The following is a 21,422-nucleotide window of genomic DNA, read 5'->3' on the forward strand; positions in this document are numbered from 1 at the left end:
ACACCGGCAGTCGTTCCCACCGCCCCATGAAGCTCCTGAGCATCGTCCTTTCGTCATTCGTCCTTCAGATTTCGTCATTCGCCGCGGAGCGGCCCAACATCCTCTGGCTCACCAGCGAGGACCACGGCCCGCACATGGGCTGCTATGGCGACACCTATGCCACCACGCCGAATGTCGATGCACTGGCGGCGAAAGGCATGCTATTCAAGCACGCCTGGTCCTGCGGGCCGGTGTGCGCGGCGGCACGCACGACGATCATCGCGGGCATGTATCCGCCTTCCACAGGTGGCGAGCACATGCGCAGCATGACGGAGATGCCGAAGGGCACGAAGATGTATCCGCAGTTCCTTCGCGAAGCCGGCTACTACTGCACAAACAACAGCAAGGAGGACTACAACCTCGCCAAACCCGAAGGCGTGTGGGACGAATCGTCCGGCAAGGCGAGCTGGAAGAACCGCGCGGACGGCCAGCCCTTCTTCGCCATCTTCAACGAGACGTGCAGCCATGAGAGCCAGCTCCGCAAACGCCCTCACGATGCGATTCACGATCCCGCGAAGGTGCGCGTGCCTGCCTACCACCCCGACACGCCGGAAGTGCGGCAGGATTGGGCGCAGTATTATGATCAGGTCACGCTCGCGGATGCCTCCGCAGGCAAGCGCTTGAAGGAAATCGAAGAAGCAGGCCTCGCCGAGGACACAATCGTGTTCTATTACGCCGACCACGGCAGCGGCATGCCGCGCAACAAGCGCTGGCCCTGCAACTCCGGTCTTCAGGTGCCGATGGTCGTCTATTTTCCGCCGAAGTGGAAACACCTCGCGCCGAAGGAATATGAGGCCGGCGTGAAGTCCGACCGCCTTGTGAGTTTCGTCGATCTCGCGCCCACGCTGCTCAGCATCATCGGCGTGCAGCCGCCGGAGTGGATGCAGGGCCACGCCTTCGCCGGGAAGTTCCAAACCGAGCCGCAGCCGTTCATCTTCGGCTTCCGCGGCCGCATGGACGAGCGCTACGACTGCGTGCGTAGCGTCACCGACGGCCGCTTCGTCTATGTGCGCAATTACATGCCGCATCTCTCGCAGGCGCAGCACGTGGCGTATCAATTTGAGACGCCCACCACCCGCGTCTGGCGCAAGGCCTTCGACGACGGCAAGACCACACCGGAGCAGTCGATCTTCTGGAAGGAGCCCAAAACCCCCGAAGAACTCTACGACCTGCAAAACGACCGCGACGAGGTCCACAACCTCGCCCATTCGCCCGAGCATGCCGAAACGCTCACCAAGATGCGTGCGGCGCAGGAAAACCTGGCGCTGACCATCCGCGACGTCGGTCTGCTGCCCGAAGGTGAGATGCATCAGCGCTCCGAAGGCACCACGCCCTACGACATGGGCCACGATGACAAGCTTTATCCTGCCGCGCGCATTCTGAAGGCCGCCGGAACCGCCTCGTCGCTCAAGATGGATGCCATGGGCGACCTCAAGGCCGGATTTGGAGACTCCGACAACGCGATTCGCTACTGGAGCACGATCGGCGTGCTCATGCGCGGCAAGGACGGACTCGCTGCCGCGCACGACGAGATGCTGAAAGCCGCCTCCGACAGCTCGACCTACGTGCAAGTCGTCGCCAACTGGTCGCTGGCCAAATACGGCAGCGATGCCGATCGCGCCGCCGCTTTGCCAAAGCTCGTGAACCTCGCGAACTGGAGCCAGCACGACGTTTTCACCACGATGAGCGCCCTCAACGCCATCGGCGATCTCGGCGACAAAGCGAAAGCCATCGCCGAAGAGCTCAAAAAGCTCCCCGCCAAAGGCGAATCACCCGACGGCCGCTTCGCCGGCTACACCGCGCGTCTTCTCGCCGATCTGACCGGCAGCAAGCCCGCCTTTGAAGATGCTGGAGAACCGCCCGCGAAGAAAAAGAAGGGCAAGGCGAAGAAATAGGTGTCCGGGCCATTCCTGGCCCGCTCAGCATCAACCGAGTTAAGACTTCGATTCTGCCGTCCATATCCGCCACACCGGAATCAGTCCGCTTTGCACGACCTCCGTGGCGGGTGAGGCGCGTTCCTGGATCGCCACATAATCCATCCGGGGGATGCTTTTACGTACCAGATCCTCCCCACGCTCAAACAGCTTTTGATAGGCTTCCTTGGCGATTTGCGCTTCCGACTTGAGTCGCTCGTGCTCGGCCAGTTTGCTTCCCTGCCTGAGAGCTTCTTTTTCAATCTCGGCACATTGTTCATCCAAGGCGGCGATCAGACGTGGCACGCCTTCATATCGCTGTTGCAGCTCCTTCGTGATGTCTCGGCCAAAGCTTGCAGCAAGAACTTTGCCTTGGCGATCTTCTCATCCAGCGCCAGCACCTCCACATGATCAGGCTTGCGGGTTTGCAGCAGGAACTTTCGATCATTGTCGAAAACAAACAGCTCGTTCTTGGTTTTGAGGTAGCTGGCCTCGGCGTCCGTTGGGATAAAATCGCTTCCGGGACGCGATTCCCGCTTCCTCGCTGCCAAGGCGGCAGAAATGTCATCCAACGCCAGCTTCATCCCCGCTGCCTCTGTGCGCTGCTCGTCTCGCTGCTTCCTCAATGCGTAAAGCCGTGTGGCGGTCTCATTGTTGGCATTCGCAAGCATCACGACATTGTTCTCTTTCTGGAAGGCTGCGAGCGCCGCGGTCTTTTCGTCCATGACCTTCTGCTTTTTCACTATCTCTTGAAGAAAGGTGTTCAGAACTTTGCCGCCTGCTTGTTCGCGGATCGACTGCCGGAAGGCAATGAACTCATCCAGCAGCGCGTCCAGAAACACCCTCGCATATTTGCCGTCCTCGCAGCGTGCCTGGATGCTGAAAATGGCTGAAGCCTTGTGCTGCGAGGCCATGATTTCCACATCATGGTTGTTCAGATTCGGATTCAATGCCTTCACGCGCTCCAGCGCCCGGCGTTTCATCTCGGCTGATTCGATGGTCTCGATGATTGTGCCGTAGAAGTCCTGGTTCTGCTCCCTCCAACTGGCGGCTGCCGTTGTGTTGAGTCCGCCCGCCACCAGCTTCGCCACGCTTTGATATATCGGCTTTTTCTGGGTGAACTCCATCTTCGTCGTCGCCAGCACGCTCAGAATCACCGCCAGGATCGCGATCAGGCTCAACGCGCCGACACCGACCCGCCCGCGCCAGCGGTTGTGTTTCATCAGTTCGCGCACACGCTGCCGCACCGGCTCCCCTCCGAACATCGCCAGGCCTGCCACGTTTTGAAGACGCGTTGGCAGACCGGCGGCGATCTCCACCAGCATGCGCGCATAGTCGTGTGCGTCTCCGCCCGCCAGCACGGCGGCATCATCGGCCGCATGCTCGGTCTCGGTGCGCAGCCTCCGCCAGGCATGCCACGCCAGCGGCTGCCACCACCAAAGGCACACGGTGATCTGCGCCAGCCAGTGCCAGGGGACGTCCGCGCGACGCCAATGAGCCACTTCATGCCGCAGCACCGCATTCAGCCGCTTCTCATCCCAGGCCAGTGCTTCCAGTGGCAGCCAGATCACCGGCTTGAGCCAGGCCGTGAGCATCGGTGAATGCAAACGCTCCGCCACACGGCTGGAAAGGCGACAGGGCCCGTTCATTTCGTTCAGCAGGCGCTTCACGGACTCCGGCGATGGCTTGCTGTGTTTTCCAAGCCAGATCAAGCCCGCGTATGCTGAGACCACACGCCAGAACAGCAGCACGACCGCAACGCCGAGCCACACTTTGGCTCCGGTGTCCTCCACAAGCGCCAGGCCTTGCTGCCACCACGTTTCCTCCGCCAGGATCATGGCCGGCATCTTCGACATGGCGGGAATCACCTCGACAGGAGCGGCCGGGAGCGTCACGCGCCACTCGACGACGGCCACAGGCGGCGTGCTTTTCGGCATCAGGCGCCACGCCGCCACTGCGAGCAGCAGCACCATGGTGATCCGCCACACCAGGCTGCGGGCGTGCGCAGAGTGTCGCTGCAAAGGCAAAGCGATCACCCATGCGACGCACACCACCGCCGTGCTCGTGAGAAAAGCGGTCAGCAGCAGCGCCAGATTCGGATTGAGTGTCAGAATCCGCAGAAAGCTTTCCACAAGATCATTCATGGGCGCGTGCCTCCTCAATGAGTTGAATCAGTTTGTCCGCTTCGTCTTTGGACAGCTTCACGTTTTTCTGTCCCAGCAGCGCAAGCGCGGCTTCTCCGGCGGAATTCTCGAAAAACCGCCCCACAAAGCTCTGCAAGGCGCTCACGCGTGCCTTCTTCGGCGAGACTGGCAGTGAGAACCAGTCGCGCCCGTTCTCCTGCACTTTGTTCAACAGCCCGCGCTCCACCAGCAGCCGCAGGATGGACCGCACGGCCGAGTAAGTCGGCGCGTCCGGCAGTTCCTCCTCGATCTCACGCGCGGAGACCCGCCCGTGCTTCATCACGATCTCGATCACCTGCCGCTCTCGCCGGCTGAACTCATTGGAATGCTTGTCGTCCCACATGGGTGTTGATTTTTCAACACCAAGGGACAGTCGTCAAGTCCGCATGTTGAATTTTCAACATGGGGCTGTTTGCACGCTCTCGTACCCGGGCCATGCCGGGGCAGGAATGCCCCGGTTACAGAAAAGGCACGACCTCGCGGTCGTGCCTTTGAATTTTTGAACTTGGTGCCGCCGTCCCTTACTGCTTCGGCTTGGTGAGCATCTCGAAGTCGTCGCTGCGGAACGGGGTGACGGGGAGGCCGTCCACGCTGAAGAGGTTGCAGACGGGATTGTCCGACCACGCATAGCGGACGGCGACGGGTTTGGCGACGCCCTTGGCGCTGACTTCGAGCTTGTCCTTGCCGATGATCTTCGCTTCGGCCCAGGTCCACTTTTTGTCCTCGCCGCAAACGACGAAGCCCTTCACCTCGCTGACATCGACGGTGCGCAGGGTGCTGCCGAAGGTGTCGAGTGTGACGATGGCCTTGCCTTGGCTGAACTCGGCGGATTTGAACTCGGGGCTCCTATACGGCAGCTTCAAGCCGTAGTCCTTCACCAGCGCCCAGCGGGCGAGACGTTCGGCCACATCGCGCTTGTTCTTCGGATGGATGTCGTTCGCCTCGCCGAGGTCGATGATGACGGCCTGGCCGCCGTTCTTGATGGCGTTCTGTGTCTTGGTCTGGCTTTCACGCAGTTCGGCCCACTGGCTGGCGGTGGCCTGCTCAGCGTCGGTTTTTTCGGCCATGAAGTCGGCGAGCTGCACCCAGTAGAAGGGGAAATCGCCCTGCTTCCATTCGGTACGCCAGTCCTGGATCATGAAGGGGAAGAGGCTGGCGTATTCGTAGGCGCGGCCGGCGTTGCTTTCGCCCTGATACCAGATCGCGCCTTTGATGCCGTAACCGATCGTGGGCAGGAGGACGCCGTTGTAGATGTTGCCGGGGCGGGCGTTGCCACGCAGCCAGCCATCGGGCGCCTGCGGAGCGCGTGCGGTGAAGGGTTTCCCGGCGGCCTTGGCTTCATCGGCCTGCTTTTTCCAGGCGGCGAGGTCGGTCTCGTATTTCTTCTTGGCGGCGTCGGAGGTGAGGAAAGCCTCGTTCTTCCTGGCGTTGTCCATGAGCAGCGTGAAGCGTGGATCTTTCTCCAGCAGATCGCGGCGCACCCAGGCTTCCGCGGCGCTGCCACCCCAGGCGTTGTTGATGAGGCCCACGGGCACGTCGAGCATCTTGTGCAGCACGCGGCCGTAGAAGAAGCCGACAGCGCTGAAACCGCCGACGGTTTCTGGCGAGCACTCCTTCCACGCGCCGTTGAAGTCCTTCTGCGGCTCCTGCGTGCCAACCTGCGGCACGGAGATGAGGCGGATGTTCGGATACTTCGCGGTGGCGATCTCCAGATCGGCGTCCCATGAGGAGCCGACGTTCCACTGCATGTTCGACTGGCCGGAGCAGATCCACACCTCTCCGACGAGCACGTTTTTGAGTTCCTTCGCGCTGCTGCCCTGGATGGAAATCGTCGCGGGCTTCGCGTTGGCAGGCACGGGATCGAGTTTCACCGTCCACTTGCCATCGGCACCGGCCTTCGCGGTCTTTGTCTGTCCGGAGAACTTCACGGTCACGTCGGTGCCAGGCGTGTCCCAGCCCCAGATCGGGTTCGCGAGCTGCTGCTGCAACACCATGTTGTCGCCGATGATGGCGGGGAGTTTCAATTCAGCGCGGGCGGTGAGCGCCAGCGCGGCCAGGAGGGTGGTCAGGGTCGTGAGTTTCATGGTCGGAAGGACAGAGCGTGAACAAACGTGGGCCACTGCGGCTTTTCCATCAAAGTTTTGTGCTCGTGAGGTGCACGTGGTGGAACCTGTTTACCGCAGAGGGGCAAAGGAGCAGAGGTTGCAGAGATTCATTTTGATCTAAAAGTCCGCGACCTCTGCCTCTCCGCTATGAAATCGAGTGTGCGGAATGTGCTTCAACAGGTGTCGCCTCGCTATTGTTCCCGTCCACCTTGAGGAAGCCTGAAGGGCTTCCGGAATACAGCCCAGGGATGAACCGAAGCGCAGCGAAGATAGCCAGCCTCAGGCTGCCCGAAGGGCGAGCGAAGCGAGGCAACGAGGCACGAGCGATTCCCTGGGTCCTCGTGCACAGCACCAACCGTGCAAACCCAAAACTGCGCAGGCACGCACAGGCAGCTAGCAGCACTGTTCCCAGACGCTGCTGGCGGCTTCTGAGCTCCGTTGACACACTCGCTTTGCTTCCCATTGCGCTTGTCCATTGACCCAGGGAATCGCTCGCCAAGCCTCGCTCATCCCTGGGCTATAATACGGCAGCCCTTCAGGCTGCGGCGGATCTGAATGGCTGCGACGAGTCGTTCCTTGCCAGCGCCGGGAAAAGGTGATTTCTGAGGCCGTTGCAAATCTCCCCCGCATTCTGGCGAATGCGCCTACACAGCGCTCGGCAGGCTCGTTCGCCAGAACGAGGGATCGGGACGATTCACAACGACTCCCTCTGATTTCACCGCATGCCTGAAACCCCGACCACCGAGCCCGACACCTTCATCCCGAAGATCGTCAGCACGCCGCTGCGATCCGGGCATGGCATGAAGATCGGCCTCTTTGCCGGCATTCATGGCGATGAGGAGGCGGGCACGCTCGCCACGCAGGAGCTCATCCGCTGGGCGGCGGAGGAGCCGGAGGCGCTGCATGACTACGAGCTGCATTTCTACCCCGTGTGCAATCCCACCGGCCTCGCCCTCGGCACGCGGCACAGCCACAGCGGACTCGATCTGAACCGCGAGTTCTGGCGCGGCTCCACCGAGCCCGAAATCATCTATCTGGAGGGCGAACTGCGCCGCGAGCACTACGACGGCATCGTCTCCCTGCACTCCGACGACACCTCCGACGGCTGCTACGGCTTCGTCAGAGGGGCGCTGCTCAGCGAGCACCTGCTGGAGCCCGCGCTGCAAGCATCGATCGAATTCCTGCCGCGCAACGAAGCACCGGTCATCGACGGCTTCCCCGCCTCACGCGGCATCATCAAGGAAGGCTACCTCGGCATTCTCAGCGCCCCGCCGGAGCAGCGGCCGCATGCGCTGGAGATCGTCTTCGAAACACCCGCGCTCGCGCCGATGGATGCGCAGGTCAAAGCGACCGTCGCCGCCGTGAAACGCATCCTGGCGGAATACCGCGAGCTGCAGGCGTATGCGGCGAACTTGTAGCGATCATCGCCGTATTCTATTTCACTGTTTTTTCATCAACCAGCTCTTTCTGAAAATGGCCAGCGACGAAACGATCGAAGACATTCTAGCATCTCTTGTGAGAAGGCAGGAAGCCTTGCGAGAGCACTTGAAGGCGCAACCTACCTCAGAAATCTCTGGCGTGATCTATCCAGGTGGACTCAGCGGCTCCGGTGGAGGGAACAGTGACCGTTGGACTTTTTCCATGTGCCTCAATCCGTGGAGAAGCAATGATGGCGAATTGAAGCATCAGACGATACGCCTGATAAAAGAAGGGATTTCGAATGACGAGCTTCGCGAACTCATGGATTCGATGGCATCCTATGAGGTAATTCGAGTTTCCGCCAAATTCTCAGAGTCATGTCCCGAGTGGGACACGCCTCAGGGACTTTTGGAATCAGTCCTTGAAACGAAGGCGCAAAATAAAGAACTGAGCGAGCAATCAGAGGCGTTGAAGAAGCCGTTTTCTGTAAATGATCCGTTCTTCGGCAGGATGAAACTCGATCGTTCGGTGAACTGGCTTGAGTGCAAACGCAGAAACGGACTCTTCTCTACTTACAAGGTCTGTATTTCGCGAAATGGTGAGCGCTACGATGGAGCAAAGGCGAAGGAAATCGTGACATCACTCGAAGCAAGAATGCCGGAAATTCGCGAAGCCATTCGAAGCGCCCTTCACGACACCTACAACGATTGTTGGGAGAGCATTGGCAAACTGAGCGCAGCACAATTTCTGAAGAGGATTAAACTTCAGAGCATAGTTGTCAGCAAATCCGGCTCTGCGGGTTGTTGGTTTGAGGACGGCGGGTTGTTTTTGGGTCATTCAATTGAAGTCCGGATCGACGAAAACGGTGAGATCAAGGGCGCGAATTTGGCCGGCTGAAAACACGCGAACGTAGGACGCCCAAAGCTGCTCTCGGCTCACCGCCCCTGCTTCAACCTCTCCAATTTCACCCCCGCCGCGTCCAGTGTCTCTTCTTTCTTCGCGAAGTGGAAGCGGATGAAGCGGTGTTCGGGTTCGCGGAAGAAGCTGGAGCCGGGGACGCCGGCGACGCCGATCTCGCGCACGAACCATTCGGCGGCCTCGGTGTCGGTGGCGAAGCCGAGGGAGGAGATGTCCATGAGCACGTAATACGCGCCGTGCGGCTCGGTGAAGGGCAGGCCGGTGGCGCGGAGGTGAGCGAGGAAGACATCGCGCTTGCGCGTGTAGAGATCGCGCAGGCCGTGGTAGTAACTGTCCGGCAGTTCCAGTCCGGCGATCGCGGCCTCCTGCAACGGCGCGGCGGCGCCGACGGTGAGGAAGTCATGCACCTTGCGCGCCTGCGCGATGATGTGCGGCGCGGCCTGCACGTAACCGAGACGCCAGCCGGTGATGGAGTAGGTCTTGGAGAGCGAATTGCACACGATCACGCGCTCCGCAGCTCCCGGCAGCGCGTGCATATAGACATGCTCATGCGGCGCATAGACGATGTGCTCGTAAGGCTCGTCAGTGATGACGAAGGCGTCGTGTTTTTCCGCGAGATCGAGGATCAACTGGAGTTCGGCGCGTGTGAAGACCTTGCCGGTGGGATTCGAGGGATTGCAGACGATGATGGCCTTCGCTCCTTGGGCAAAAGCATGGGCGAGTTCATCGGGATCGAAGCCGAACTGCGGCGGGTGCAGCGGCACGTAGATCGGCTGGGCGCCGGAGAGAATGGCGTCCGCGCCGTAGTTCTCGTAGAAGGGCGAGAAGACGATGACTTTGTCGCCCGGCTCGCAGCAGGTCATCATGGCGCACATCATCGCCTCCGTGCTGCCGCAGGTGACGACGAGGTTCTGATCCGGATCGACCGGCGTGCCGGAGAAGTGCGTGATCTTCTTCGCCAGCGCCTGCCGGAAACGCGGCGCACCCCAGGTAACGGCGTATTGATGAAACGGGCCGCGTGTCGCCCGCTCCAACGCCGCGAGCAGCTCCTCCGGCGGATCGAAATCGGGGAAGCCCTGCGAGAGATTGATCGCGCCATGCTGGTTCGAGAGACGTGTCATCGCGCGGATGACGGATTCGGTGAAGGTGTGAAGGCGCTGCGAGGTCGCGGGCATGGCGGCGGATTTGAACGAGGCGTCGCCAAGGTGCAAGCGAAGGTCGTGCCGCGGGCCGTGGCGCGAAGATTACAGTTTATTCATCTGGATCTGCGGCGTGGCTTCATGCGAGAGGGGCTTTGTTGCACAGAACACTCCTCCCATGAAAACACGTTCACTCCTCCTGGCGGCGGCCACCGCCGCCACCCTGTGCCGGGCGCAGCTTCCGGACGGCACCGCCGTGCATCTCGCCTCAGGTTCACTCGCGAACAGCTCGCTGGTGAGCATCGCGGATCCCGGCGATCACGTCTGGACGCTGCAGAGCTCCCCGAATCTCACGAGCTGGTCCGACGTGCAGACGTTCAAGGTGCACAACGGCCGGCTCAGCCAGCTCGTCACGCATGCGCCATCGAGCGCCATGCTGTTTTACCGCATGGCGTATTCAAACGCCCTGCAAACCAGCCTTTCCAGCACAACGGCCGATGCCCTGCTGCTCCCCGCAACTCCGGACAACTACGCAAACCCGGTGCTGCCGGCGTCCTTTGCCGTGAATCCCATCCTGGCGCAGGACAACATGCCGGCGAACAACGCGACGTCCGACCTCGGAGCCAAACTGGGCCGGGTGCTGTTCTATGACAAACGGCTCTCGCTCAACCAGACGGTCTCGTGTTCCTCGTGCCATCAGCAGGAGCACGGATTTTCCGATCCGCGGCAGTTCAGTGTGGGGTTTGAGGGAGGGCTCACCGGTCGCAATTCGATGGGCCTCTCAAACGCGCGCTGGTATCAGCGGCGCGCCTTCTTCTGGGACGAACGCGCGGCCACCCTGGAGGACCAGGTGCTACAGCCGATTCAAAACGCCGTCGAGATGGGAATGACGCTGACCGCTTTGGAGGCAAGGCTCGGCGCGGAGCCTTTTTACACGGATTTGTTCAGTGAGGTCTTCGGCACTCCGGAGGTCACCTCCGCGCGCATCTCCCAGGCGCTCGCGCAGTTTGTGCGGTCGATCATTTCGACCCACTCGAAATACGACGCCGGAGTGACGGCCACACCGCCGTTCTCCAACCTCACCACCGAGGAGAACCAGGGCCGGCAGGTCTTCTTTGGACCTCAGGGCGGATGTGCCGCGTGCCACGGCACGGACAACTTCGTCCCCGGCGGCGGCCCGGCCAACAACAACGGCCTGGAGAATCCCTACATCGACAAAGGCATCGGTGAGATCAGCGGGCGCACGCAGGATGAGGGGCTCTTCAAGGTGCCGTCGCTGCGCAACATCGAGCTGACCGCGCCCTACATGCACGACGGCCGGTTTGAGACGCTGGAGCAGGTGGTGGAGCACTACAATTCGGGTGTGGTGGCGCATCCGAACCTCTCCCCGCCTCTGCGCAATCCTCCAGGGAGCCCAAACGCCGGCCAGCCGCGTCGTTTGAATCTCACGACCGCCCAGAAGGCCGCGCTGGTGGCCTTCATGAAGACGCTGACCGATCCATCCCTGGCCGCCGACGCCAAGTACAGTGATCCTTTCAACTATGGCGACGAGTGATGCCGCCGACGGGCGGCCCACTGCCTCGCGGAGAGGTTGCAAGCGGGCCGGACGACGCCGAAAGGAGCGCCATCCGCATGCCCTCCGAAGCCGATCCTCCCGCCCAGCTCAAAGAATGGTTCAATGAAGCCCGGCACCGGTCCATCGCGCGGGAACTGGGCGCGATCTCGCCGAGGTTTGATGAGAAGACGTTTCTCAAACTGACTTTGGACGGCCTGGCGGGGCGTTCGTTGATGCAGCGGCTGAACCAGTGTGCGCTGGCGGTGAACGAGGCACTGCCGGGCACATTCCAGCAAAAGGTGCGCGTGTTGCAAAAGCTGGCCCCAAGACTCGGCCATGAGTTCGTGGCGGTTTTCCTCGGCGATTTCGTGGCAAACTTCGGCCTGGACGATTTTGACTTCTCAATGGAGGCGCTGCGGTTTTTCACTGTTTTTGGCTCCTCGGAGTTCGCCGTGAGGCCGTTCATCGTGGCGGATCAGAAACGTGCGCTGAGGATCATGCAGACGTGGGCCGCGCACGCGGATGAGAAGGTGCGCCGGCTCGCCAGCGAAGGCTCACGCCCGCGGCTGCCGTGGGGCATGCGTTTGAGCTCGCTGGTGCGCGACCCTTTGCCGACGTGGACGATTCTGGAGGCGTTGAAGGATGACGGATCGCTCTTCGTGCGCCGTTCGGTGGCGAATCACCTCAACGACATCACGAAGGATCATCCGGAGTTCGTTCTGCAGCGTCTGGAGGCGTGGGATCTCGATCAGGCGCACTCTGCCTGGATCGCCAGGCATGCGTGCCGCACGCTGATCAAGCGCGGGCATCCCCGGGCGCTGAAACTCTTTGGTTTTGGCAAGAAGGCGGAGGTGGCAGCGACCCTGGCTGCGTCACCACCACGACTCGCGCTCGGTGAACGGCTGACGCTTTCGGCCACCATCACGTCCACCTCCACACGCACGCAGCGGCTCGTGATCGACTACGTCGTGCATTACGTGAAAGCGCGTGGCGTGAGCGCGGAGAAGGTCTTCAAGTGGACGGAGGCCGATCTTCCGGCGAAAGCGACGCTCGATCTCGCCAAGGCGCAGGTCATCCGCGATTTCACCACGCGCAAACATCATGCTGGCAGGCATCGCGTCGAACTCCAGATCAACGGGGAGCGGATGGCGGAGACGGTGTTCGTTTTGAAACCTGCCGCGGATCAACGATAAAACGTCTCAAGAATCAGGGTGCACAGCGCCTGACGGTAGGTGGTGTCGGCGGCATCGGCCGCAGGCCAGTTCGGGCGGCCACGTTTGAAGCCGCCCGTGGGTTCCTGAGCTGCGACGATCTGTGGCATGACGGTGCGGGTGAACTCTTTCCAAGGTGCGCCACCATCGAGCGAAAGGGCATTGCCGTAGCCATACCAGCAATAGAGGTTGCAGTTGGCGTTCCAATCGGGCGGCTCGGCCTTGAGGAAGCCGTCGATGAATTTGATGCCCTTGGCGGCAGCAGGGGTGTTTTGACCGCTGAGCATCAAATGACCCGCCGTGGCGCCACCGCTGAGGCTCCACTGGTTGTAGTGCGCATCCCGGGTCGTTCCGCCGAAGCCGCCGTCCCGGGTCTGCATCGAGTCCAGGTAGTTCACCGCCCGTTTGATGCAGGCGTCGAGTCCGGCGAACTGCAGATTGCTTTCTTTGGCGACCTTGAGCGCCTGAAAGTGCCAGTTCGCGAGGGAGAGATCCGCGCCACTGCCGGGATTGTACACGATGGCGTCTCCGCCATAGGTCCAGGAGCCACGCTTCGTCTGCTGGCTGATGATGACCTCAACGGCCTTTTGAAAAGCCTCCCGCAATCCTGGCAGGCTCTTGGCACCTGCCAGCACGCAGGCCTCACCGACGGCCACGGTGGCGATGGCATGCTCGTAGGTGCCCGCGCCGCCTTTGTTGCCCATCCAGTTTTCCGTCAGGAGGCCGTGGGGATTCTGGCTGGCGAGGTTGATGAGGTAGAGCAGTCCCTTCGTGATGGCGTCTCCGAACTCAGGCGACTCCGGAGTCTCGCCATGACCGAGATAGCACTGGATCACAAAGCCGGTCATCGCGCCTTTGTTGGCGCGTGCCCAGGAGCCGTCTGGATTCTGGCTGGTTTTGAAGCCCGCCAGCGAGCGCAACACGGCGGCCTCCATCTCTTCCGTGCCACCGCCTTCGAGGATTGATTTGAGGCGTGCGTCGGAACTGACTCGCGTGCGATAACGAGGTGGCAGGCCGTTGCGGACCGCATCGGAAATGCCGCCCGTGGCCGTCTCTGGAGTGGCTGGCGCAGTTTGCAACGCCGCCCAGTGCTCCTTGGCGTAGGCCCTGTCGGGCGTGCTGAGACTGTCGATGGCGATCTCGAACTCCTTGCCGTCCTTGAGGCGGACTTTGACGGCACGTTTTGGAACATTCACCCCGATCATCTCGGCCTCGATGAGCTGGCCGCTGGTGTTCGTCCAAAAACGCATCTCAGCGGCTGCTGCGGTGCTGGAGAGCAGCAGAGTGCAGGCAGCCGCCGAGCAAAGAGCGAGTTTCATGACTACTTCGTGGCCGACTTCGCCTGCGTCTGGCTTTCAGCGGACAGCTTGTCGAGCGGGAAGATGTGCGTGACGCCTGTCGAAGGGATTTTCAGCAGGACGCCACCTCCATCGAGGCCCATGAAGTGTGCCTCGATGGTTTTGCCTTCGGTGTTGGTCCATTTCATGAGCGGGCCATCGCCTGGAGCACCGACCGTGGTGGCTGCGGCAGGAGCCGGGGCCGGGGCGGCACCGCCGGCGGTGAGGCTGGCCCCTTCGGTGATCCATGCCTTCAAGACGTCGAGCTCGGCGGCCGTGAGACGGTTCTTGCCATCGGGCGGCATCACGTCCGCGTCATCATCCGGAAGCGTGCAGTTGATGAACATGGTGCTCTTCATCGCCTCGCCAGGAATGATGTTCTTGCCCGCGCCGATCTGCTCCGGCAGCTTGGCATCATCGAGGGCCACCTTCCCTTTCACCTTCTGAGTCACGCTGTGACAGGCGAAGCACTTCTGGCGGAAAATGGGAGCGACCTGGGTTTTGTAATCGACTGCGGAGGCCGTGCCGACAGTGAAGGCGAGAGCAAGGAGGGTGCGATATTTCATTGGATGGCAGCGCATGGAACGATCAAATCTGTCGTTTGCCTAGCTTATTTTGCGAATTCGACGGAATCAGCGTGCGGAGGGGTCCACATCCCGCAAGCGGCGCAAAGTGGCGATGATGGCATCCCGCATTTCTTGCAGGCGGCTGAGTCCGAGCACGGCCCGGCTGCCGGAGAGTGTGTTGAGCAGCGGACTGGCCTCCGGTGACGAGGGGCTCCACTCCACACCACGAAACGCGGCCGGGTTCTTCGAGCGGAGGGCCTGGTAGGCGTCGTTCAACTGCTTGCGCTGCGCAGCGAGCTGGCTCCGCAGAACGGTCGCGGCGTTGAGCGAGGCGTTGGCCATGCTGAGCACTGGTGCCGCAGGGGGAGCGGGCGCGCCGCGGTTGATCTCGAGCGCCCGCGCCTCCGCGAGCAGCTTCGCCCGGGCGGCGTCTTTGGCCTCCTGGGGATCGTAACATGCCTCCCAGCGCAGATCTTCGTTGGTGTCCGCCATCGCGACTTTGAGGAAGCCGGAGTCATGGCGGATCGAGATCTCATCGGCGCTGATCGTGGTGATCTGTGCCTCGTGCAGCACCTTGCCGTTGGCCAGGTTGAGCACCGGATACTTCTTCCCGATCATCGCATTGCGGCGCTGGGTGCGGAACTTCGCGAACTCCGTCCGCAGCGCCTCGATCTCAGCCTGCGCCTCGATCAGCAGGCCGCGGGTCTTTTGCAGTTCCGCCTGTGTCTCGTGGGTTTGCAGCAGTTGTCTTTGGGTGGCGCCCAGTTCCGCCTGCTTTTGCTGGAGTTCCCGGTTCAATTGGTCGATCCGCGCCTGGAGCTGCTGATTTTCCGTCTGAAGAATCTCGTAGTCCCCCTGCTTGACACAGCATGGCAGCAGGACCACCGCCAGCAGGGCGCCCAGCATTGGATTGGCAGCGGTGATGCGGTCTCGATTCACAGATGAGAGTCTAAGCCTTGAAAGTCTCTTTTGTCACGTCGGCGTTTGTTGTGATGCCACACCTTGGCAGGAAGACAGCAAAGCCGGTGCCACACTGGTTTCCATATAAAACCGATAGGCTATTGAGGTAATACAAGTTGTCATCGCTTGCTTTCATGGCATTCTGGTGGAGTCTCCCCGCCCTCAAATCCACCCCTTCTATGTCCAAAGCCTCTGTCGAAGACATCAAACTCGAATCCCACGGTCTGCGCGGTCAGATCGCGGAAGAATTCGCCGACCCCGCACTTTCCCACATCTCGGACGAGTCGAATGTCTTGCTCAAACACCACGGCTCCTACCAGCAGGACAACCGCGACCTTCGCGCCCAGCTCTCGAAAGAGAAGAAGGACAAGGCGTGGAGCTTCATGATCCGCAGCAAGATGCCCGGCGGCCGTGTCACGGCAAAGCAGTGGCTCATTCACGATGACCTGTGCACCAAGGCCTTTGGAAATGTCCGCCTCACCAACCGCCAGGGCATCCAGCTCCACGGCGTCCTCAAAGGCGGCCTGAAGGAGGTCATTCACAATGTCTGCCACAGCGGTCTCAGCACCATGGGCGCCTGCGGTGACGTGGTTCGCAACACCATGGGCCCGGCCGCTCCGGTCAAGGATGCCGTTCATGCCGACACGCAGAAGCTCACGGAAGAGATCAGCCAGCGCTTCCTCTGGCGCAGCCAGGCTTATGCCGACATCTGGCTCGACGGTGAAAAACTCGAGCCGGACTGGATCAAGGACCCCGAGGTCAATCCGGCCGTCCGTGAAGCCACGAAGGCGCCCGAAGGCGATGACCCGATCTACGGCAAGGTCTATCTGCCGCGCAAATTCAAGATCGGTGTCGCCATCCAGCCCTGCAATGACGTGGACGTTTTCTCCCAGGATGTGGGCCTCGTGCCGCACGTCGTGAATGGCGAGGTCGAAGGCTACACCATCACCGTCGGCGGTGGCTTTGGCATGAGCCACGGCCAGCTCACCACACGCCCCTTCCTCGGCCAGCCGCTGCTGTATGCGAAGCGTGCCAACGTCGTCGATGCGGTGGAGGCGGTCGTCACCACCCAGCGCGACCACGGCAACCGCACCGAACGCAAGAACGCCCGCCTCAAGTACACCGTGCAGAGCATGGGCCTCGACGGCTTCCGTGCCGAAGTCGTCCGCCGCCTGCCCGGCATTGAGACGCTTCCGCCGAAGGAGCTCCATTTCGACACCGTCGAGGACAATCTCGGCTGGCACGAGCAGGGCGATGGCAAGCTCTACTGCTGCGTCCACGTCAGCATGGGCCGCATCGTCGATCGTGAGAACGGGCCGCAATACCGCAGTTGCTTTGCCGAGATCGCCCGCACGCTCGATCTGCCGTTCATCGTCACGCCGAACACCAATCTGATCATCGCGGAGGTCAAACCGGAGCAAAAAGCCGCGGTGGACGCCATCCTGGCGAAACACGGCGTCGTCCACGCGGATGAAGCCGGCTTCACCCGTGCGCGGAAAGTGGCTCATGCCTGCGTGGCCCTGCCCACCTGTGGTCTCGCCTTGAGCGAGTCCGAGCGTGTGCTGCCCGGCTTCATGGACAAGATCGACGAGTCACTGCGTCAACTCGGCCTCGCCGACGAACCGATCCTGTTCCGCATGACCGGCTGCCCGAACGGCTGCGGCCGTCCCTACAACGCCGATTTCGGCTTCGTCGGCCGTGCGCCGAACAAATACGCCATGTTTGTCGGCGGCAGCATCCGTGGCGACCGCCTCGCTGGGCTTGAGTTCAAATCCCTCACCGGTGACGAAATCCCGGTCAAGGTGCGGGCCATCCTTGAGGAGTTCAAAGCTGGCCGCAACGAGGGTGAAATCTTCGCCGACTGGTTCTCCCGCACCCGCACCACGGGCGAGGCGCCCACGCCCGAGCAATTCCACATCGAACTCGCCGAACGAGCCGCCAAGCTCGCTGGCGAGAAGGTGGCCGAAGCAGGCTGAGCCTCCGAAATCATTCAAAACAGGCGGTTTGCGTGAAGCAAACCGCCTTTTTTGCGCCCCTTCGGCTCTCCTTAAAATCAAAAACAAACCTCAAATCCTCCAAAAATGTTGCCAAATGACCACTTAGCCTCCCACATCAGCCAAAATGAACGCAGATCTGAAATTGAGCGGCGATTCCCTCCGGGAGGCGGTGAAACCGTGGCTGGAAGAGCTGGGAAAGTCTGACCGGGAACGGCTGAAGCGGCTCCTGGACCTCTCCCAGACGGCCAACACCCGGCTTTCGGACTGCCTCGCGGCCCTTTTCCCCGACGACGACACACCGACGGCACTGGCGAACCTCACCCGGCTCCGCAAACGCCTCAATGACGCGGCCGACGGCGACAAAGGGCAAGGAAAAGCCGTTCTCGGTCTCCGCTTCCATGTTGATACCAAAAAGAAGAGCCCGCCCAGCCAGCGTTTCGTTTGGTTCACCGGCCCCGACGCCGCCGTGCTCCGTGCCACCCGGTTTTCTGAGCAGGCGACCTCCGACATCGCCGGAAAGCCGCTGATTTCATCCAAAGGCATCGCGACCACCGGAAGCGCCCTCGCTGCCGGCAAGCGGGTGGTCCGCTTCTTCATATCCTACGCCCATGAGAACAAGGGGCTGGCGGAGACCTTGGTCAGCGCCCTGCGTTCCCAGTTCGGCCCGTCCCGGCGCTACCAGCTCGAACTCTGGATCGATCGCGAGATCATGGTGGGAGAGAAATGGCATGAGCGGATCCAGCGGGCCATCGCTGAATGTGATTTTGGCCTTTTCATGGTCAGTCCGGACTTCCTGGGCAGCGACTACATCGGAGAAAACGAGCTTCCGCCTTTCCTCAGCGCCCCGACCGGCAAACCTGTTGTTCCCGTGGGCCTGGTGCCGGTCAGTTTCTCTCGCCACGACCTGAAGGGCTTGAAGGAAAACCAGATCTTCTTCCTGCGCGGGCGCAGCTTCGACCAGATGCGTCAGGCGGCGGAGAAAACCGAGTTCGCACGGCATCTGCACGAGGAAATGGAGAAGCGTCTCGACGCCTGGTTCGCCCCACCAACCGGCTCTCGCACCGCTGAAACACCGGACGGCACCGAATCGGACGCTCCACGAGGCCTCTCTGTCGAAGATGCCCTGGATTGGATGCCTCGGCCGGAGGAGACGCGGCATTTCCAGCGCACCAAAGGCTTCCCGCATCATCTGGCGGCCCGTGAATCGCTCGATCCTGCGAAGGCACCGCCTGGCGAGGCACGTGATGCGCTGGAAGAACTTGAAGCCTGGGCCGTGCGCGCAGACGGGCAGCCGTTTTTCGCACTCCTGGGCGAGGTGGGCATCGGGAAGACCACCACGCTGAAGCAGTTCACACGTCAGCTCCTGGAAAAGCGGCGCAAGCAGCCACGCAAATTCCCGCTGCCCATCTACATCGACCTGCGCGACTACATCGGCGACCGGCCGGATGCCGTGCCGACCATCGAGGAACTGCTCGCCAGCGTGATCCAGCGTTCATGGCGTGTCGCAGATCGCAACGTCACCGCCGCCGATCTGCTGCGTCTCGTGCGGGAAGACGGCGCGCTTATTCTCTTCGACGGTCTGGACGAAAAGATCGTCCACCACACGCAAGATCGTGCGCGGCAGTTCATCCGCACGCTGTGGTCGGCGCTGCCGCAGGCCATGCTGGCAGGGAGTGAGCATTCCCGAGGGAAAATGCTCCTCTCCTGCCGCAGTCATTACTTCCGCGATGTCTGGAGCCAGAATGCCATGCTCACGGGCGAGGATCGCGAGGGCATCGACCATGCCCAGTTTCCCGCCTTCTGTTTGCTGCCTTTCGACGAGGCGCAGATTCGTGCCTACCTGACCTCCTTCCTTGGCGATGAGAAACACGGCCATGCCGCCTTCGATCTGATCGCCTCCATCCACAACCTGCGCGACCTCGCCCAGCGTCCCTACCTGCTCAGCCTCATCAGCGGCCATCTAGGTGAGCTGGAGGCGCTCCAGTTGCGTGGTGACACTGTCAATGCCGCGCGGCTTTACGATCTCGTCGTCCGCTCCTGGCTGAACCGCGACGGCGGGAAGCATCACCTCGAAGCGGCGCACAAGCGCCGGCTCATGGAGGCGCTCGCCGCCGCCTTGTGGCGCAGCGGAGAGAAGCAGTGGGAGGTGGATCGCCTGGAGGACTGGTTCGACGACTTCCTGCTGCAAAATCCCGCCATCTCACTCGCTTACGCGAACAAGGACCGCGCCCTGCTGAAGGAGGACCTGCGCACCGCCACCTTTGTGCTGCGCCCGGACACGGAGGAGAAAAGCTTCCGCTTTGCCCACACGTCGTTGCAGGAGTACTTCCTCGCCGCGCACCTGGTTCGCGCTCTGCGGGAACAAGCGCCCGCCGCCTGGGACCTGCCCCTGGTCTCGCTCGAAACCTTCGAGTTTCTCGGCCAGATCCTCATTCTGGAGCCCACTCCGCAGGCCATCGAGTCGATGGGCCGGGTTCTCGGTGGCGACTGCGTTCCTGCCGCCCTGCTCGCCTTCAAATACTGGCTGCACGCCATTCAAAAAGGCTACCCGGAGCCGAATCCGGGCCGCGTGAACCTCGCTGGCGCCGATTTGGAAGAATGGCATGTCCAAGGGCACGCCAAGGACCGCCCGCTGAACCTTCGCGGTGCCAATCTGCGCGGCTCCCGGCTCAACCGTGCCCGCATCGAGTTCGTCGATCTCGCCGCCGCCGATCTGACCGGCTGCGAGGCACGTCAGGCCCTGTTTCTCCACGTGGACGCATCCCACGCGAAGCTGATCGAAGCCGACGTGGCAGGATTGCAGTGGCGGCATGGCTCGCTGGAGAATGCGGAAGGTTTACACCCATCGTCCGGCTTTGAGCAGGTGATGCATGTGAAGGGGATTCCAAATCCAAAGGCCATTGTGGGCTCCACCGCTCTGGCCACCGCTTACACAGGGCACCGAGGCACGATTTCGTGTTGTGCGTGGAGTCCTTCCGGGACGGCTTTTGTCACAGGATCATGGGATGGCAGCCTCAAGGTATGGGATGCGGTCTCCGGCAGCCAGATCATGACCTTGGCGGGGACGGGTGCCGCCGTCTCGTGCTGCACCTGGGCGCTCAACGGTTCCCTCCTCGTGTCAGGAACGGAGGACGGGACACTCACCACCTGGGACATCGTCACCGGGCTTGTTCTTTCCAGTTTGAAAGCCACGGACGAGACGCTGCGCGGCATGTCTCGCAACCCGGTCAGCGCCGCAGCGGTGCTGATCCATGGAGATGCCGGCCTCAAAGTCTGGGATGTCTCCAAAGGCCGCTTGATCAACGATTGGGAAGGGCTGCGGGGACCGGTGTCTCTGGCTGATTGGAGTCCGACAGGCCAGACGATTCTGGTGCAAGCCGGAGATGGCCGCACAACGGTGCATGAGACCGCAAACGGCCACGAACTGGCGTGCCTCATGGAAAAGGGAGCCGACGAGCTATGGTGCTGCGCCTGGGCTCCAGATGGCAGACAAGTGGTGACTGGAAGCAGCACGGGCGAAGTCATCATTTGGGACGTCGCCAGCGCCACGGCCATCCTGACATGCATGGCACCCGGTCCGCTCTGTTCGTTGCGTTGGGGAAGCCATGAGCGCTGCCCGACATGGCTGAGTTGCAGCGAACTCACCGGCATCGTGACGGCCAGCGGAATTGTCACGATGACCTTGCCTCCCCGGTCGCCGACTTGGCTTACCCAGGGCGTGTGGAGCCCGGATGGCCGTTCGCTTGTCACCGCCGATTTCGCAGGCACCTGGAAGGTTCGTGACAGCAGAACGCTGATGCCACGTGTTCAAGGCTTCGTGGACCGTCTGGATCAACACGCCTGCGTGTTTCCAGGAGCGTCTGCTGCGGGGCTTCAAACCGACGCGGGCTGGACCCTGCATGCATTGCCTGAGCAACAATCCGCCATCATCAGCGCCGACAGGAAACACATCCTGCACGCGACGTCCGAGGCCTGGCGCTGGCTGGGCTGGGAGGAGCGGGATGCACGGGGACGCTTCATCCGCCGCCTGCCGGCGGAGGTCTTCGGGCCGATCCCGGGCATGGACGACTGAACCACCGC

Annotated in this window: 15 protein-coding genes; 7 read left to right on the forward strand and 8 right to left on the reverse strand. The window is 61.7% G+C overall.

Translation table 11 applies throughout. From position 1 onward, the window contains the following. Positions 1 to 26: 26 nt before the first annotated feature. Complete coding sequence (locus IAE77_RS23745) at positions 27 to 1,934, forward strand: sulfatase (protein WP_294232095.1); 1,908 nt, start codon at positions 27 to 29, stop codon at positions 1,932 to 1,934. A 39-nt stretch (positions 1,935 to 1,973) separates the two neighbouring features. On the opposite strand, the gene IAE77_RS23750 is transcribed toward IAE77_RS23745, so the two are convergent. From IAE77_RS23750 to IAE77_RS23765, 4 genes are all read right to left on the reverse strand, one after another. Next, positions 1,974 to 2,258: a hypothetical protein gene (locus IAE77_RS23750; protein ID WP_294232097.1), complete on the reverse strand. Its 285-nt coding sequence runs from the start codon at positions 2,256 to 2,258 to the stop codon at positions 1,974 to 1,976. Beyond that, positions 2,246 to 4,096, reverse strand: a complete 1,851-nt coding sequence (locus tag IAE77_RS23755) for a M56 family metallopeptidase (RefSeq protein WP_294232099.1) — start codon at positions 4,094 to 4,096, stop codon at positions 2,246 to 2,248. Before IAE77_RS23755 ends, IAE77_RS23750 begins: the two co-directional genes overlap by 13 nt. After that, a complete protein-coding gene (locus IAE77_RS23760; protein ID WP_294232101.1) occupies positions 4,089 to 4,478 on the reverse strand; it encodes a BlaI/MecI/CopY family transcriptional regulator in 390 nt (129 codons plus the stop codon). The genes IAE77_RS23755 and IAE77_RS23760 overlap by 8 nt, the downstream gene beginning before the upstream one ends. Positions 4,479 to 4,656: 178 nt before the next feature. Further along, entirely contained in the window at positions 4,657 to 6,219 is a 1,563-nt protein-coding gene (locus IAE77_RS23765) for a sialate O-acetylesterase (protein ID WP_294232102.1), read from the reverse strand. A 743-nt stretch (positions 6,220 to 6,962) separates the two neighbouring features. Here IAE77_RS23765 and IAE77_RS23770 point away from each other — a divergent pair. Both IAE77_RS23770 and IAE77_RS23775 read left to right on the forward strand, forming a co-directional pair. Continuing rightward, positions 6,963 to 7,658, forward strand: coding sequence for a succinylglutamate desuccinylase/aspartoacylase family protein (locus IAE77_RS23770; protein WP_294232104.1), 696 nt, complete (start codon positions 6,963 to 6,965; stop codon positions 7,656 to 7,658). Positions 7,659 to 7,713: 55 nt separating this feature from the next. Then, the gene (locus IAE77_RS23775; protein ID WP_294232106.1) at positions 7,714 to 8,556 is read left to right on the forward strand and encodes a DUF2262 domain-containing protein; all 843 of its coding nucleotides are present in this window, start codon (positions 7,714 to 7,716) and stop codon (positions 8,554 to 8,556) included. Between the two features lie 38 nt (positions 8,557 to 8,594). Here the strand turns inward: IAE77_RS23775 and IAE77_RS23780 are convergent, their stop codons facing one another. After that, positions 8,595 to 9,752, reverse strand: coding sequence for a pyridoxal phosphate-dependent aminotransferase (locus IAE77_RS23780; protein ID WP_294232108.1), 1,158 nt, complete (start codon positions 9,750 to 9,752; stop codon positions 8,595 to 8,597). A 142-nt stretch (positions 9,753 to 9,894) separates the two neighbouring features. On the opposite strand from IAE77_RS23780, the gene IAE77_RS23785 reads away from it, so the two are divergent. Both IAE77_RS23785 and IAE77_RS23790 read left to right on the forward strand, forming a co-directional pair. Then, complete coding sequence (locus tag IAE77_RS23785; RefSeq protein ID WP_294232110.1) at positions 9,895 to 11,271, forward strand: cytochrome c peroxidase; 1,377 nt, start codon at positions 9,895 to 9,897, stop codon at positions 11,269 to 11,271. A gap of 77 nt (positions 11,272 to 11,348) precedes the next feature. Beyond that, a complete protein-coding gene (locus IAE77_RS23790; RefSeq protein WP_294232112.1) occupies positions 11,349 to 12,464 on the forward strand; it encodes a DNA alkylation repair protein in 1,116 nt (371 codons plus the stop codon). On the opposite strand, the gene IAE77_RS23795 is transcribed toward IAE77_RS23790, so the two are convergent. Genes IAE77_RS23795 through IAE77_RS23805 form a run of 3 tightly spaced genes read right to left on the reverse strand, consistent with a single transcriptional unit; the run spans position 12,455 to position 15,324 of the window. Next, positions 12,455 to 13,801, reverse strand: a complete 1,347-nt coding sequence (locus IAE77_RS23795; RefSeq protein WP_294232114.1) for a prenyltransferase/squalene oxidase repeat-containing protein — start codon at positions 13,799 to 13,801, stop codon at positions 12,455 to 12,457. The two genes, IAE77_RS23790 and IAE77_RS23795, sit on opposite strands and share 10 nt — an antisense overlap. 2 nt (positions 13,802 to 13,803) lie before the next feature. After that, the gene (locus IAE77_RS23800) at positions 13,804 to 14,400 is read right to left on the reverse strand and encodes a c-type cytochrome domain-containing protein (RefSeq protein WP_294232116.1); all 597 of its coding nucleotides are present in this window, start codon (positions 14,398 to 14,400) and stop codon (positions 13,804 to 13,806) included. 51 nt (positions 14,401 to 14,451) lie between these two features. Beyond that, positions 14,452 to 15,324, reverse strand: coding sequence for a hypothetical protein (locus IAE77_RS23805; protein ID WP_294232118.1), 873 nt, complete (start codon positions 15,322 to 15,324; stop codon positions 14,452 to 14,454). Between the two features lie 200 nt (positions 15,325 to 15,524). On the opposite strand from IAE77_RS23805, the gene IAE77_RS23810 reads away from it, so the two are divergent. Then, positions 15,525 to 17,321 carry an NADPH-dependent assimilatory sulfite reductase hemoprotein subunit gene (locus IAE77_RS23810; protein ID WP_294232120.1) on the forward strand — a complete coding sequence of 599 codons (1,797 nt, stop codon included), beginning with the start codon at positions 15,525 to 15,527 and terminating at the stop codon, positions 17,319 to 17,321. Positions 17,322 to 17,466: 145 nt separating this feature from the next. Next, positions 17,467 to 21,414, forward strand: coding sequence for a TIR domain-containing protein (locus tag IAE77_RS23815; protein ID WP_294232121.1), 3,948 nt, complete (start codon positions 17,467 to 17,469; stop codon positions 21,412 to 21,414). The last annotated feature ends 8 nt before the right edge of the window (positions 21,415 to 21,422 follow it).

The organism is Prosthecobacter sp., assembly GCF_014879935.1.
GTDB lineage: Bacteria > Verrucomicrobiota > Verrucomicrobiia > Verrucomicrobiales > Verrucomicrobiaceae > Prosthecobacter.

Coding starts and splice junctions, on each gene's coding strand:
- IAE77_RS23745 (WP_294232095.1), top strand. CDS start 27: ATGAAGCTCCTGAGCATCGTCCTTTCGTCATTCGTCCTTCAGATTTCG.
- IAE77_RS23755 (WP_294232099.1), bottom strand. CDS start 4,096: ATGAATGATCTTGTGGAAAGCTTTCTGCGGATTCTGACACTCAATCCG.
- IAE77_RS23760 (WP_294232101.1), bottom strand. CDS start 4,478: ATGTGGGACGACAAGCATTCCAATGAGTTCAGCCGGCGAGAGCGGCAG.
- IAE77_RS23765 (WP_294232102.1), bottom strand. CDS start 6,219: ATGAAACTCACGACCCTGACCACCCTCCTGGCCGCGCTGGCGCTCACC.
- IAE77_RS23770 (WP_294232104.1), top strand. CDS start 6,963: ATGCCTGAAACCCCGACCACCGAGCCCGACACCTTCATCCCGAAGATC.
- IAE77_RS23775 (WP_294232106.1), top strand. CDS start 7,714: ATGGCCAGCGACGAAACGATCGAAGACATTCTAGCATCTCTTGTGAGA.
- IAE77_RS23780 (WP_294232108.1), bottom strand. CDS start 9,752: ATGCCCGCGACCTCGCAGCGCCTTCACACCTTCACCGAATCCGTCATC.
- IAE77_RS23785 (WP_294232110.1), top strand. CDS start 9,895: ATGAAAACACGTTCACTCCTCCTGGCGGCGGCCACCGCCGCCACCCTG.
- IAE77_RS23790 (WP_294232112.1), top strand. CDS start 11,349: ATGCCCTCCGAAGCCGATCCTCCCGCCCAGCTCAAAGAATGGTTCAAT.
- IAE77_RS23795 (WP_294232114.1), bottom strand. CDS start 13,801: ATGAAACTCGCTCTTTGCTCGGCGGCTGCCTGCACTCTGCTGCTCTCC.
- IAE77_RS23800 (WP_294232116.1), bottom strand. CDS start 14,400: ATGCGCTGCCATCCAATGAAATATCGCACCCTCCTTGCTCTCGCCTTC.
- IAE77_RS23810 (WP_294232120.1), top strand. CDS start 15,525: ATGTCCAAAGCCTCTGTCGAAGACATCAAACTCGAATCCCACGGTCTG.
- IAE77_RS23815 (WP_294232121.1), top strand. CDS start 17,467: ATGAACGCAGATCTGAAATTGAGCGGCGATTCCCTCCGGGAGGCGGTG.